Source organism: Pseudomonas sp. ANT_H12B (genome assembly GCF_008369325.1).
In the GTDB taxonomy this organism is placed as follows: Bacteria; Pseudomonadota; Gammaproteobacteria; order Pseudomonadales; family Pseudomonadaceae; genus Aquipseudomonas.
In genome coordinates, this window is the sequence record NZ_VOBI01000007.1 from 151,630 (window position 1) to 165,507 (window position 13,878).

A 13,878-nucleotide genomic window follows, 5' to 3' on the forward strand; every position below is an offset into this window, starting at 1 on the left:
CTTAACGGTTTTCCAGGCTCGCTGCACGAGCGTAAGGCAGAGCACTTTCAGTACCTTTCAATGCAGCCTGTTGAGCGTGTTGGCGCAAGTAGCTTGGCAGACGCTGATCGTGCCAGCCTGGCTGACCTTGCAATACGCCGTTGGCCATAGGGCCAGTGGCATCCGAACTCTCATTGTAGCCTGCCAATACAGCTGGACCCTTGACCTGAGGAACGGCCAGACCCGGTTGACTGGATTGCTGAGCCAGTTCGACACCAGCGATTTCGTCCTGGTTGTACAGACGAACACCTGCCAGTACGGCAACGGTTACCGAAGCAGCAACTGCCAGACGACCCAGGCTACGCCATGGACCACGGGAAGCTTTTGCCGGTACGGCTTCGTCAGCCAAGGCTGCAGAAACTGCCGCAGCGATATCCAGGCGTGGAAGCAGCAGATCCTTGTGCATCACTGCCCGAGCGATCTGATAACGAGCCCATGTTTCACGGGTTTCAACATCGTCGAAGGCATTCAACACCCGACGCAATTCCAATTCGTCCGCTTCGTTATCCATCACTGCGGACAGCGATTCCTGCAGGGCTTCACGACTCATGGCGTTCCTCTCTTGGCTGTCGCCGCTGTCTCAGTTTTCCTGCAACAACGGCTGCAGGGCTTTATCGATGGCTTCCCGAGCGCGGAAAATCCGGGAGCGCACGGTACCCACCGGACATTGCATGACGGCCGCAATATCCTCGTAACTCAGACCATCGAATTCACGTAAAGTTAAAGCCGTACGCAAATCTTCTGGAAGTTGCTGAATGGTTCGATGGACGGTGCCTTCGATCTCATCCCGCAGCAATGCACGTTCGGGCGACTCGAGATCCTTGAGGCCGTGATCGCCATCGTAGAACTCTGCATCCTCGGAACTGACATCGCTATCCGGCGGCCGACGGCCGCGCGAAACCAGATAGTTTTTCGCCGTGTTGATGGCGATGCGGTAAAGCCACGTATAAAACGCGCTGTCTCCGCGAAAATTTCCAAGTGCACGGTACGCCTTGATAAAGGCTTCCTGTGCGACATCCTGGGCTTCATGGGTGTCGTGCACGAAACGCACGATCAACCCGAGAATTTTGTGCTGGTATTTCAGCACTAGCAGATCGAAAGCTCGTTTGTCGCCGCGTTGAACGCGCTCGACCAGCTGCTGATCCTCTTCCTGGGTTAGCATGAACACTCCTCGATAAGCTCGGAGGAGGCTTGCATAACTAAACGACCAGACTTGCAAACATAGACTCGGGCTTTTCGCAAAAGTTCTCCCCCTCCAAGCAAGTTTCCTGCGGGCTCTGATTTGGCACGCACGAAAAGCGCAGCGCGGGTTAACCCGGCTGCGCGAATAATCTTGTCATCGGATCGCTGGCAAAGGATCCAACCGCAGATCCCGCGTTGAAGCCGACACTGTCCTTCTTTTCAGGCACCGTCTATTGATCTTGGCCCTTTGGCAAAAGTTCCAAATATTTATAGCTGCGCCGACCGGCATTGTGGGGCTATGGACAGAAAAAGACTGTTAAATCCACGATACAGTCCCCTTGTCGCCGAACCCGTCGAAAAAACTTCCGACGAAGCGCCCGGTCTTTTCCGTCACAGTAGTTTCACAATGCCATACAGGCTCGGCTATTGTGCCGATCCCCCCCTCTATATACTAGTGGGCTGTGTGGCTGCCTGACGTGCCGATCCAGGTGTCTTGCGCCAACCCCGACCCGGATCGCTTTGAGCGGAATCCTGAAATGAGCCAACAGTTTCAACACGATGTTCTGGTAATTGGCAGCGGTGCTGCCGGCTTGAGCCTTGCGCTGACCTTGCCCGGTCATTTGCGCATCGCCGTACTGAGCAAAGGCAACCTCGCCAACGGCTCGACTTTCTGGGCCCAGGGTGGCGTCGCTGCTGTTCTGGACGACACCGATACCGTGGAATCCCACGTCGATGACACCCTCAATGCCGGCGGTGGCCTGTGTCATGAAGACGCCGTGCGTTTTACCGTCGAGCACAGTAAAGAGGCGATCCAATGGCTGATCGACCAAGGCGTGCCGTTTACCCGCGATGAACAGTCCGGCACCGAAGATGGCGGATTCGAGTTTCACCTGACCCGCGAAGGCGGCCATAGCCATCGGCGCATCATCCACGCCGCCGATGCAACAGGTGCGGCGATTTTCAGAACCCTGCTCGATCAGGCCAAAAAGCGCCCGAACATCGAACTGTTGGAACAGCGCGTCGCGGTCGACCTGATCACCGAAAAGCGCCTGGGTCTTGAAGGCGACCGCTGCCTCGGTGCCTACGTACTCAACCGCGCCAGCGGAGAAGTCGACACCTACGGCGCCCGCTTTGTGATCCTCGCTTCCGGCGGCGCCGCCAAGGTCTACCTCTATACCAGCAACCCCGACGGCGCCTGCGGCGATGGCATCGCCATGGCCTGGCGTTCGGGCTGCCGGGTGGCGAACCTGGAATTCAACCAGTTTCACCCCACCTGCCTGTATCACCCACAAGCCAAAAGTTTCCTGATCACCGAAGCCCTGCGCGGTGAAGGTGCGCACTTGAAGCTGCCCAACGGCGAACGTTTCATGCAGCGCTTCGATCCGCGCGCCGAACTGGCACCACGGGACATCGTCGCCCGGGCCATCGACCATGAAATGAAGCGACTGGGCGTCGATTGCGTCTATCTGGACATCAGTCACAAGCCGCCAGAGTTCATCAAGACGCACTTTCCGACGGTGTATGAACGCTGCCTCGAGTTTTCCATCGACATCACCAAACAACCCATCCCGGTGGTTCCGGCGGCGCACTACACCTGCGGCGGCGTGATGGTCGATCAGAATGGCCGCACCGACGTGCCAGGGCTGTATGCCATTGGCGAGACCAGCTTCACCGGTCTGCATGGCGCCAACCGCATGGCCAGCAACTCGTTGCTCGAGTGCTTCGTTTACGCGCGTTCGGCGGCAGCGGACATTCTTGAGCAACTGCCCCAGATTTCGATCCCTATCGCGCTGCCTGTCTGGGATGCAAGCCAGGTCACCGACTCCGATGAAGACGTGATCATTGCGCACAACTGGGATGAGCTGCGGCGATTCATGTGGGACTACGTCGGCATCGTGCGCACCAACAAGCGATTGCAGCGGGCACAACACCGCGTGCGACTGTTGCTGGATGAAATCGACGAGTTTTACAGCAACTATAAGGTCAGCCGGGATTTGATCGAGTTGCGTAACCTGGCCCAAGTGGCCGAGTTGATGATTCAGTCAGCCATGGAGCGCAAGGAAAGTCGCGGGCTGCATTACACCCTCGACTATCCGGATATGCTGCCGGTAGCACTGGACACTATTCTGGTGCCGCCCACCTACGCCGACTGAACTTGAGTCGAACCCGCAGGCGTCGGTGCAGATCCGCCGCCTGCGAGTCACGGGGCACACAAACCGCCCTGACCCGCCATTCACCCGCCAAACGAAAGCGCAGCACCACAACCAGCGGTAGCGCCAGGCTGTCCGGTCGCAGCTGCACCGGTTGCCAACCCGCCGCCTGATTCCACAATTGCCAGCCATCGGCATCGCGACGCAAGCCGCGAAATGCCTGAGGGTGTGTCAGCAGAATCTGTCGCGGCAACACCCAACAACCGTGAGCCACACACAGTGCAACGCCGAGCAGGCTGGCCCAGACCGGTATAGAAAGAAGAAACAGCGAACCCAGCGCGAACAGCTGGGCCAAAAGATAGGCCGCCAGCAACTGCCGTGAGGCATGCCAGCGGCATTCGAACGTGTTACTTGGGCTGGACACGATCCAGGATCATGCGAACCATGCGCTGAAGCTCCGGATCTTCCGATTCGGCACGTTCCATGAACCAGCCGAACATGTCCTGATCTTCGCATTCGAGCAGCTTGCGGTAGCAATCGCGGTCGACATCATTGAGATGCGGATAGACCTCTTTCACGAACGGCACCAGCAATACGTCAAGTTCAAGCATGCCGCGGCGGCTGTGCCAGTAGAGGCGATTCAGTTCAACATCTTCGACCATGGAGCGCTCCTCAAATAGGCGGCAAGTATACAGCCCCAGGCTTAGCCGAACACTCGGCTTTGGTCGGGCAATACCGATCCTTTGTGAACTACCCATTTCAAGGGCGCGCCCTTATGATGTCTTCCAGACTCTTTACCCTGCGATTACCCATGGCCGATTCTGCTTTTTTCTGCACCCTGTCTCACGAAGGCGTTCTCGCGGTCCGCGGCGCGGATGCCAGCAAATTCCTGCAAGGCCAATTGACCTGCAACCTCAATTACCTGAGCGACACCCAGGCCAGCCTCGGTGCGCGCTGCACCCAGAAAGGCCGGATGCAGTCGAGTTTTCGCATCCTGCTTGAAGGTGACGGGGTTCTGATGGCGATGGCCACCGAACTGCTGGAGCCGCAACTGGCGGACCTGAAAAAGTACGCGGTGTTCTCCAAATCCAAACTGACTGATGAAAGCAATGCCTGGGTCCGTTTCGGCGTTGATCATGGTGATGCGGCATTGAGCAGCCTGGGTCTTGAGTTGCCAGCGGAAACCGACAGCGTCGTGCGCAACGACGGTTTGATCGCCATTCGTGTTTCGCCAGAACGCGCCGAACTGTGGGTTCCAAAATACAGCGACTCTGAAATCCCCCCTGCGATTCATACCGACATCAAGGGCAAGTTGTCCGCCCTGTTGGCCGAAGGCGATCTGAATCAATGGCTGTTGGGCCAGATCCGCGCAGGGATCGGCCAGGTCATGCCAGGCACCCGCGAGCTGTTCATTCCGCAGATGCTTAACCTGCAAGCCGTCGGCGGCGTGAGTTTCAAGAAGGGTTGCTACACCGGCCAGGAAATCGTCGCGCGGATGCAGTATCTGGGCAAACTCAAGCGTCGCTTGTATCGCCTGCAACTGGATGCCAGCGAATTGCCTGAGCCCGGCACCCAGCTGTTTTCCCCGACTCATGCCAGCGCTATCGGCGAAGTGGTACTTGCTGCCCATGCCAAGACAAACATTGAACTCCTGGCCGTGCTGCAAGCCGAAGCAGCAGAAGCCGGCGACATCCACGTGGGAGCGCTTGAAGGTCCCGCCCTGCAACTGCTCGACCTGCCTTACCAACTGGACCGTGATCGCGAAATCCAGCGTTGATGCCGTATTTTTTGCAACACCCTAGAGAATAGAAATGAGCGAGCTGGCGGAAAAGGTCCAACAGGATTTGGTTGAGGCCATCGATAACGATGACCTGGTTCTGCCAACGTTACCGGAAGTGGCCCTGCAGATTCGCAAGGCCGCTGAAGACCCGGAAATCAGTGTCAGCACCCTGAGCAAAGTGATCGGCCGTGATACCGCGCTGTCGGCGCGCCTGATCAAAGTGGTCAACAGTCCACTGCTTCGCGCGACTCAGGAAGTCACTGACCTGCACACGGCGATCACTCGACTGGGCGTCAATTACAGCAGCAACCTGGCCATCGGCCTGGTCATGGAACAGATTTTCCATGCCCGCTCCGAGGTGGTGGAACATAAAATGCGCGATGTCTGGCGCAAAAGCCTGGAAATCGCCGGGATCAGCTACGCGTTGTGCCGCAGTTACACCCAACTCAAGCCCGATCAGGCAGCCCTTGGCGGCCTGGTGCATCAGATCGGCGTGCTGCCGATCCTGACCTACGCCGAAGATCACTATGAACTGTTGTCTGACCCGGTCAGCCTCAACCATGTGATCGACCACATTCACCCGTTGATCGGCGACAAACTGCTCAGGGTCTGGGAGTTTCCGGAAATGCTGGTGCAGCTGCCGGGGTTGTATCTGGATTTCAAGCGTGAGTCCGAGCGGGTCGACTATGTCGATCTGGTGCAGGTTGCCTGCCTGTACTGCCACAAGGACACCGACCATCCCCTCGCCGGTGTCGATGCGTTGAGCGTGCCCGCCTTCAAGAAACTGGGGATCGATCCGGATAACGAGGCGATGTGCCGCGACCTGGCAGAGTCGCGGTCGATGTTTTACTGATCAAGACCGCAGCGCGTCCTTCGCGAGAAGGCTCGCTCCCACAGGGAAGTTCGGGACTACAAAGATTCAGTGTGCGAGCCTGCTCGCGAAGGGGCCAGTCCGGACACCACAAAACTACCCCGCGATAAAACTCACCCGCACCTTCAACCCCGCCTGCTCGCCATCGTGCAAGCTGATCTGCGCCAGGTGTGCGCGGCAGATTTCCCCCACAATCGCCAACCCCAGTCCCGAGCCGGCCACCTGCTGGTTGCGCCGGTAGAAGCGCTCAAACACCCGATCGCGCTCTTCAAGAGGAATTCCCGGGCCGTCGTCCTCGACCTCCAACACCGCCGGTGCCGTCACCCGCAGGATCACGTTACCGCCCGGTGGCGTGTGGGCCAGCGCGTTATCCACCAGGTTGCTTAGCAGTTCGTTCAACAGCGTCGGCTCACCCCGCAGCCATACCGGTTCCGCTGCTTCCAGCGCCAGCGCCACGCCACGCGCGTGGGCCAGCGGCGCCATGGCCATGCCGAGCTCCCGGGCCAACTGGCTCAGATCCAGCAACTGCGCACCGCCTTCGGCAATCGCCCGAGCACCATTTTCGACCCGCGCCAAGGAGAGCAATTGATTGGCCAGATGGGTCAAGCGGTCGGTGCCTTGGGCGGCAGTTTCCAGCGTGCTATGCCAGGTGCCAGGTTCACTTGAACGCAACCCCAGCTCGAGTCGTGCCTTGAGCGCCGCCAACGGCGTACGCAGCTCATGGGCGGCATCGGCAATAAACTGCGCCTGACGCTCGAACTGTTCGCGCAAACGCTCGGTAAAGTGATTGAGCGCGCGCACCAGCGGCCACAATTCGTGCTGCACTTCCACCAGCGGCAATGGCCGCAGATCGTCCGACTGACGTTCTTCCACCGCCGTGCGCAAGCGTTCCAGCGGGCGCAGCGCCGCGCTGACCGCAAACCACACCATCAACAGCGCGCCGATCGCCAGCATACCCAGACGCAGCAACGTGTCCGCGGCCAGGCTGCGAGCCATGCTGACCCGCGCTTCATCGGTTTCGGCTACGCGGATTTCCGCCATGCCGTTCATGTTCGGTTCGCTCACGGGTTTGAGCAAACTCACCACGCGTACATTTTGCCCCTGATATTGGGCGTTGTAGAAACGCGCAAGCGCCGGGTAATCATCGGTGCGCGGCGTCCCTGGTGGCGGCGGCGGAAGGTTTTCGTAACCGGAGATCAGCTTCTGATTGATGTCGTTGACCAGGTAAAAAATTCGCCCCGCGCTGTCGTACGCGAAGGTATCGAGGGCCACGTAAGGCACATCAGCGCTCAGCGTGCCGTCACGCTGGGAGACACCCGCAGCGATGGTCCGCGCCGAAGCCAGCAAGGTACGGTCATAGGCGGTGTCGGCGGCTTCGCGGCCGTTCCAGTAAGCGCTCAAACCACTGGCCAGCATCAACACCACCAGCAACAGCGCCAGATTCCACAGCAACCGCCAACGCAGGCTGCTGGGCTTATGCATCGCGGCTTTCCAGCAAGTAACCGAGGCCGCGGAAGGTCACGATGGCAACCGGTTGGCCGTCGAGCTTTTTGCGCAGGCGGTGGACGTAGATCTCGATGGCGTCGGGGCTGGCCTCCTCGTCCAGACCAAATACTTGAGAAGCCAGTTGTTCCTTGCTCATCACCCGACCGGGGCGGGCAATCAACACTTCGAGCACGGCCTGCTCGCGGGAGGTCAGGGTCAGCAACTCTTCGCCGAGGGTGAAGCGCCGAGTGTCCAGGTCATAGGCCAGCACACCGCAGCGCTGCTGGCGCTCGCCACCGAGCACACTGCGGCGCAACAAGGCTTTGACCCGGGCTTCGAGTTCGGTCAGTTCGAAAGGCTTGGCCAGGTAGTCGTCGGCGCCGAGGTTCAAACCATGGACCCGGTCCTTGACGTCACTGCGGGCGGTCAGCATCAACACCGGCAGGTTCTTGCCCCGTGCCCGCAGGCGCGCCAGCACTTCGAAACCATCCATGCGCGGCAGGCCGACATCGAGAATCGCCATGGCGTATTCCTCGCTGCTCAAGGCCAGGTCGGCTGCCACGCCGTCGTGCAGCACATCCACCGTCAGCCCGGTGCTCTTGAGCGCCTGGGCGACGCTCTCGGCGAGCTGCAAATGGTCTTCGACGAGCAGAACACGCATGGATCTTTACCTCATTCAGGGATGTTCGACGCCATTCTTTGGCGCGGAGTTTACAGCCGCATCCGCCACTGTGAAGCGCAAAAACGCTGAATGTCAGCTGAAAGGTTAGCGAAAGGTTAGCCCGTTAGAGTCAAGCCACGGACAGTTTCGACTGCCCGACGCTAGGCACATAGCGATACGAAAAACGCCACGAAGCGTTTTCGCCAATAAGAACAATAAACGGAGTACTACACGATGCTGTCCATGCAGCTTCAGGCTCGACCGCCTGTTCGTTTTTCCCGCCTCAGCCAGACCGCCCTTGCCAGTGCCGCCGCCTTCGCCGGCTTTTCGCCGTTGAGCCAGGCTGCTTTTTTCGAAGACAGCACGGCAACCCTCGAAACCCGCAACATGTATTTCAACCGTGACTTTCGCGACGGTACCAGCGCCCAGCAATCCAAGCGTGATGAATGGGCCCAAGGCTTCATGCTCAATCTGCAATCGGGTTACACCGACGGCACCGTGGGGTTCGGTGTCGATGCGCTGGGCATGCTGGGGGTCAAGCTCGATTCGAGCCCGGACCGCACCGGCACCGGTTTGCTGCCGACCCACGACGACGGCCGCGCGGCGGATGAGTACTCCAAACTGGGCTTGACCGGCAAAGTGAAAATCTCCGCCACCGAACTCAAAATAGGCAGCCTGATTCCTGAGCTACCGATCCTCAAGCCCAACGACGGACGCATCCTGCCGCAGACCTTTGAAGGCGGCCTGCTGACCTCCAAAGAGATCAAGAACCTGACCTTCACCGGCGGGCGACTGGAGAAAGCCAAGGACCGCGACAGCACCGACTTCGAGGACATCGCCCTCAACAACAAGAACAGCCGTTTTGCCGGCACTGTCGCTGGCAAGCACTTCGACTTTGGCGGCGTGGACTACAAGTTCACCGACAAAATCACCGGCAGCTACCACTTCGCACAACTCGATGAAGTCTATAACCAGCACTTCCTCGGCGTGGTCGCCTCGCAGCCGTTCGGCCCAGGCACTTTCGGCACCGACTTGCGACTGGCAATCAGCGATGACCAAGGCGCGGCCCGTGGCGGCAAGATCGACAACAAATCCCTGAACGGCTTGGTGAGCTACGCCTTGAGCGGGCATAAATTCAGCGCCGGTTATCAGCACATGTCCGGCGACAGCGCGTTCCCTTATGTCGATGGCAGTGACCCGTACCTGGTCAACTTCGTTCAGATCAACGACTTTGCCGGCGCCGAAGAACGCTCCTGGCAGGCGCGCTACGACTACGACTTCGCCAAACTCGGCATCCCCGGCCTGAGTTTCATGAGCCGTTACCTGAGCGGTGACAACATCAAGCTCAAGAACGGTGACGAAGGCAAAGAGTGGGAACGCAACACCGAGATCAAATATGTCGTACAAAGCGGCACGTTCAAGGACGTCGCGGTGCGCCTTCGCAATGCCACTTACCGCTCCAATTACTCCGCCCGCGATGCCGATGAAGTGCGTTTGCTGGTGAGCTATAGCGTTGCCCTTTGGTAAATATCACGTCCAATAACAATAATTCTCGTGGAGACTCAAATGACCTTATCACTGCGTAAAGTTGCTCTAGCCGCCAGCTGTTTGCTGTTTGCCGGCCAACTGATGGCCGAGCCCAAACGCCCGGAATGCATCGCCCCGGCCTCGCCGGGTGGCGGTTTCGACCTGACCTGCAAACTGGCGCAAAGCGCGCTGGTCAACGAGAAACTGCTGACCAAACCGATGCGCGTGACCTACATGCCCGGCGGTGTCGGCGCGGTGGCGTACAACGCGGTGGTCGCTCAACGTCCTGCCGACGCGGGTACGCTGGTGGCGTGGTCCAGCGGTTCGCTGCTGAACCTGGCTCAAGGCAAGTTCGGCCGTTTTGATGAAAACGCCGTGCGCTGGCTGGCGGCGGTTGGAACAAGCTATGGCGCCATCGCGGTGAAAAGCGATTCGCCTTACAAGACCCTGGACGATCTGGTTCAGGCGTTGAAGAAAGATCCGAGCAAAGTGGTGATCGGCTCCGGCGGCACCGTCGGCAGCCAGGACTGGATGCAAACCGCGCTGATTGCCAAGGCCGCCGGCATCAACCCGCGAGACCTGCGTTATGTCGCCCTCGAAGGTGGCGGTGAAATCGCCACTGCCCTGCTCGGCGGCCACATCCAGGTCGGCAGCACCGACATCTCCGACTCCATGCCGCACATCCAGAGCGGCGATATGCGCTTGCTCGCGGTGTTCTCCGAGAAGCGTCTGGACGAGCCGGAAATGAAAGACATTCCGACCGCCAAAGAGCAAGGCTACGACATCGTCTGGCCGGTGGTTCGCGGTTTCTACCTCGGGCCAAAGGTCAGCGACGAAGACTACGCCTGGTGGAAAGAGGCCTTCGACAAATTGCTGGCATCCGACGATTTCGCCAAGTTGCGCGATCAGCGTGAACTGTTCCCGTTCGCCATGACCGGCCAGGAGCTGGACACCTACGTGAAGAAGCAGGTCGCGGACTACAAAGTGCTGGCCAAAGAGTTCGGCCTGATTCAGTGATCGCCTCTGTCTAGCGGCTGCGGCCCCCGTTCTGTGGGGCTGTGGCACAGGAGTTTCCCATGCTCTTACAACGCATTTTCGCTTCGGCGCTGTTGCTGGTCTGTGTTGGCCTGGCGCTGATGGCGTGGCCGTATCAAGCGGCTTTTTCCTACGAACCGGTGGGGCCGCGAGCCTTCCCGCTATTGATGCTCGGCCTGATGGGCCTTGGTCTGCTGTACATGGTGTTTCGCCCGACACCGATCGTCCACAGCGATGACGACCCGAAACTCGACCGTGAAACCCTGATCAAAATCGGCCTCTGCGTACTGCTGTTGCTGGTGTTCGCCGGGGCCTTCGAGCCCCTTGGTTTCATCGTCGCCAGCATTCTGATTGGCATCCCGATGGCACGTCTGTATGGCGGCCGCTGGCTACCCAGCACGGTGATCATCAGCCTGATGGCTATCGGTCTTTATCTGCTGTTCGACAAGGTGATGGACGTGCCACTGCCGCTGGGCGTGCTCGACGTTCTGGAGAACTGATATGGATACTCTTGGCTATTTGGGTCAGGGCTTCGGCGTCGCGCTGAGCCCGTACAACCTGGTGACCGCGCTGTGCGGCACCCTGATCGGCACCGTCGTCGGGCTGTTGCCAGGCTTGGGGCCGATCAACGGCGTGGCGTTGCTGATTCCGATTGCGTTCGCCCTCGGTCTGCCACCGGAGTCGGCGCTGATCCTGCTGGCGGCGGTGTACCTGGGTTGTGAATACGGCGGCCGGATCAGCTCGATCCTGCTGAACATTCCGGGCGAAGCCTCCACCGTCATGACCACCCTCGACGGTTACCCGATGGCCCGTAAGGGTCTGGCCGGTGTAGCGTTGTCGCTGTCGGCGTGGAGTTCGTTCATCGGTGCGTTCATCGCCACTTGCGGCATGGTGCTGTTCGCCCCGCTGCTGGCGAAATGGGCGATTGCCTTTGGACCGGCAGAGTATTTCGTGCTGATGGTGTTCGCGATTGTCTGCCTCGGCGGCATGGCCGGTGATCGACCACTGAAAACCTTCATCGCCGCGCTGATCGGTTTGTTTTTGTCGACTGTCGGGATCGATGCCAACAGCGGCGTGTACCGTTTCACCGGGGACAACATCCACTTGACCGACGGCATTCAGTTCGTTGTGCTGGTACTGGGCTTGTTCTCCATCAGTGAAATCCTTCTGCTGCTGGAAAAAACCCATCGCGGCCAGGAAGCGGTGAAAGCTACTGGCCGGATGATGTTCAACTTCAAGGAAGCCTCGTCGGTGTTCGTGGTGAACATCCGTTGCGGTCTGCTCGGTTTCATCATGGGCGTTCTGCCGGGTGCCGGCGCAACACTCGCCAGTGCCGTGGCCTACATGACCGAAAAACGTATCGCCGGCGCCAATGGCACGTTCGGCCAAGGCGACATGCGTGGCCTCGCGGCGCCGGAAACCGCCATCGGCGGCGCAGCCTGCGGTGCCCTGGTGCCGATGCTGACGCTCGGCGTTCCGGGTTCCGGTACCACGGCGGTGATGATCGGCGCGCTGTCGCTGTACAACATCACCCCGGGCCCGCTGTTGTTCCAGCAGCAACCGGACATTGTCTGGGGCCTGATCGCTTCGTTGTTCGTCGCCAATATCATGCTGGTGATCCTCAACATTCCGATGATCCGCATCTTCACCCGCATCCTCGCCGTGCCGAACTGGGCACTGGTGCCAGTGATTGCGATCATCACCGGCATCGGCGTCTACGCGGTGCATGCCACCACCTTCGACCTGTTCTTGATGATCGGCATCGGCATCTTCGGTTACATCCTGCGCAAGCTGGACTTCCCGTTGTCGCCGGTTCTGTTGGGTTTCATCCTTGGCGGCCTGATGGAGCAGAACCTGCGTCGCGCCCTGTCGATTTCCAACGGTGCGCTGGAAATCCTCTGGTCGAGCCCGATCACCTTCGGTGTCTGGGTACTGACCGCAATCATGCTGTTCATGCCGATCCTGCGAATCTGGCGCAAACGTTCGGTCACCCGGCGCGTTATCGCCGATGTCTGATCGAACACCCTTCAAAGCCTGGTGGGGAACTCCGCTGGTCGGTCTGTTGGGTGGTTATCTGGCCAGCCAGATTGGCTGGCCGCTACCGTGGATGGTCGGCTCGTTGCTGGCGATCATCCTGGTGCGTTGCCTGACACCCTGGCAATTGGCGGAAATCCCTGGCGGCCGCAAGTGCGGCCAGTGGATTGTCGGCATCGGCATCGGCCTGCACTTCACCCCGGTGGTGATGGAGCAGGTTTTGAGCCATTTCGGCCTGATCTTTTTCGGTGCATTGGTCACCAGCCTGTCCGCCGTGGTCGGGGTCTGGTTGATGCGGCGTACCGGTGAAGATCGCGCCACCGCGTTTTTTTCCAGCATGCCCGGCGGCTCCGGAGAGATGGTCAACCTCGGCGCCCGCAATGGCGCGGTGCTCAGTCGTGTGGCGGCGGGGCAAAGCCTGCGGGTGTTGGTGGTGGTGCTGTGTGTGCCGGCGGCCTTCAAGTATTTGCTGGGGGACGGTACACCGCTATTCCATGCCACTTCCGTTGACTGGCGCTGGTTGGCGCTTCTGTTCCCGGCGGGCGCCCTCGCCGCCTGGCTCTGGGAGCGTCTGCGTCAACCCAATCCGTGGCTGTTCGGGCCGTTGCTGGTGAGTGCGACGGTGAGCATTGGTTGGGATCTGCACATCGGTTTGCCTCATGGCGGTAGTCAGGTCGGTCAATGGCTGATCGGTAGCGGGTTGGGTTGTCACTTCAATCGACAGTTTTTCCGTCGCGCTCCGTCCTTCATGGGCCGGACCTTGCTCGGCACGGTGTTGACCATGTTGATCGCCACGCTGGCGGCGCTGGGGTTGAGTGCGCTGACCCATCTGGATCTGCGTTCACTGACGTTGGGCATGATGCCCGGCGGGATTGCGGAGATGAGCCTGACGGCCGAGACGCTGCAATTATCGGTGCCGCTGGTGACGGCGATGCAGGTGATGCGGTTGTTGTTTGTGTTGTTTCTGGCGGAGCCGTTATTCAAGTATTGGAACCGGGAGCCGGAATCACCCTGATAGACCGAGTCGCCACCATCGCGGGCAAGCCCGCTCCCACAGGGTTCGCGTGATCCTTGTGGGAGCGGGCTTGCCCGCGATGAGGCCCTTGCGGTCGCG

The 13,878-nt window shown here is 59.7% G+C and carries 14 protein-coding genes; 8 read left to right on the plus strand and 6 right to left on the minus strand.

What is annotated here, in order from left to right; all coding sequences use genetic code 11:
* Window position 1: 1 nt before the first annotated feature.
* Together FQ185_RS13265 and rpoE are read right to left on the minus strand one after the other, a co-directional pair.
* Window positions 2-589, minus strand: coding sequence for a sigma-E factor negative regulatory protein (locus FQ185_RS13265; RefSeq protein ID WP_149417788.1), 588 nt, complete (start codon window positions 587-589; stop codon window positions 2-4).
* 30 nt (window positions 590-619) lie between these two features.
* Window positions 620-1,201 (minus strand): RNA polymerase sigma factor RpoE, encoded by a 582-nt coding sequence (rpoE, locus tag FQ185_RS13270; protein ID WP_007944079.1) that lies wholly within the window; start codon window positions 1,199-1,201, stop codon window positions 620-622.
* A 556-nt stretch (window positions 1,202-1,757) separates the two neighbouring features.
* Here rpoE and nadB point away from each other — a divergent pair.
* Window positions 1,758-3,374 carry an L-aspartate oxidase gene (gene nadB / locus FQ185_RS13275; protein ID WP_149417789.1) on the plus strand — a complete coding sequence of 539 codons (1,617 nt, stop codon included), beginning with the start codon at window positions 1,758-1,760 and terminating at the stop codon, window positions 3,372-3,374.
* On the opposite strand, the gene FQ185_RS13280 is transcribed toward nadB, so the two are convergent.
* Both FQ185_RS13280 and FQ185_RS13285 read right to left on the minus strand, forming a co-directional pair.
* Window positions 3,343-3,795 (minus strand): protein YgfX, encoded by a 453-nt coding sequence (locus FQ185_RS13280; protein WP_149417790.1) that lies wholly within the window; start codon window positions 3,793-3,795, stop codon window positions 3,343-3,345. The genes nadB and FQ185_RS13280 overlap by 32 nt on opposite strands.
* Window positions 3,779-4,033, minus strand: coding sequence for a succinate dehydrogenase assembly factor 2 (locus FQ185_RS13285; protein ID WP_007944081.1), 255 nt, complete (start codon window positions 4,031-4,033; stop codon window positions 3,779-3,781). Before FQ185_RS13285 ends, FQ185_RS13280 begins: the two co-directional genes overlap by 17 nt.
* A 149-nt stretch (window positions 4,034-4,182) precedes the next feature.
* Here FQ185_RS13285 and FQ185_RS13290 point away from each other — a divergent pair, with 149 nt between their 5' ends.
* Window positions 4,183-5,148 carry a folate-binding protein YgfZ gene (locus tag FQ185_RS13290; RefSeq protein WP_149417791.1) on the plus strand — a complete coding sequence of 322 codons (966 nt, stop codon included), beginning with the start codon at window positions 4,183-4,185 and terminating at the stop codon, window positions 5,146-5,148.
* 34 nt (window positions 5,149-5,182) lie between these two features.
* Complete coding sequence (locus FQ185_RS13295; protein ID WP_149417792.1) at window positions 5,183-6,004, plus strand: HDOD domain-containing protein; 822 nt, start codon at window positions 5,183-5,185, stop codon at window positions 6,002-6,004.
* Between the two features lie 114 nt (window positions 6,005-6,118).
* On the opposite strand, the gene FQ185_RS13300 is transcribed toward FQ185_RS13295, so the two are convergent.
* Both FQ185_RS13300 and FQ185_RS13305 read right to left on the minus strand, forming a co-directional pair.
* The gene (locus tag FQ185_RS13300; protein ID WP_149417793.1) at window positions 6,119-7,504 is read right to left on the minus strand and encodes a sensor histidine kinase; all 1,386 of its coding nucleotides are present in this window, start codon (window positions 7,502-7,504) and stop codon (window positions 6,119-6,121) included.
* A complete protein-coding gene (locus FQ185_RS13305; RefSeq protein WP_149417794.1) occupies window positions 7,497-8,168 on the minus strand; it encodes a response regulator in 672 nt (223 codons plus the stop codon). Before FQ185_RS13305 ends, FQ185_RS13300 begins: the two co-directional genes overlap by 8 nt.
* Before the next feature lie 234 nt (window positions 8,169-8,402).
* Here FQ185_RS13305 and FQ185_RS13310 point away from each other — a divergent pair, with 234 nt between their 5' ends.
* From FQ185_RS13310 to FQ185_RS13330, 5 genes are read left to right on the plus strand one after another with little or no spacing between them, the layout of a single operon-like run.
* Window positions 8,403-9,695: an OprD family porin gene (locus tag FQ185_RS13310; protein ID WP_149417795.1), complete on the plus strand. Its 1,293-nt coding sequence runs from the start codon at window positions 8,403-8,405 to the stop codon at window positions 9,693-9,695.
* 39 nt (window positions 9,696-9,734) lie between these two features.
* Entirely contained in the window at window positions 9,735-10,712 is a 978-nt protein-coding gene (locus FQ185_RS13315) for a tripartite tricarboxylate transporter substrate binding protein (RefSeq protein ID WP_149417796.1), read from the plus strand.
* 59 nt (window positions 10,713-10,771) lie between these two features.
* Entirely contained in the window at window positions 10,772-11,230 is a 459-nt protein-coding gene (locus FQ185_RS13320; RefSeq protein ID WP_149417797.1) for a tripartite tricarboxylate transporter TctB family protein, read from the plus strand.
* Window position 11,231: 1 nt separating this feature from the next.
* Complete coding sequence (locus tag FQ185_RS13325; RefSeq protein ID WP_149417798.1) at window positions 11,232-12,746, plus strand: tripartite tricarboxylate transporter permease; 1,515 nt, start codon at window positions 11,232-11,234, stop codon at window positions 12,744-12,746.
* Window positions 12,739-13,779: an AbrB family transcriptional regulator gene (locus FQ185_RS13330; RefSeq protein WP_149417799.1), complete on the plus strand. Its 1,041-nt coding sequence runs from the start codon at window positions 12,739-12,741 to the stop codon at window positions 13,777-13,779. Before FQ185_RS13325 ends, FQ185_RS13330 begins: the two co-directional genes overlap by 8 nt.
* The last annotated feature ends 99 nt before the right edge of the window (window positions 13,780-13,878 follow it).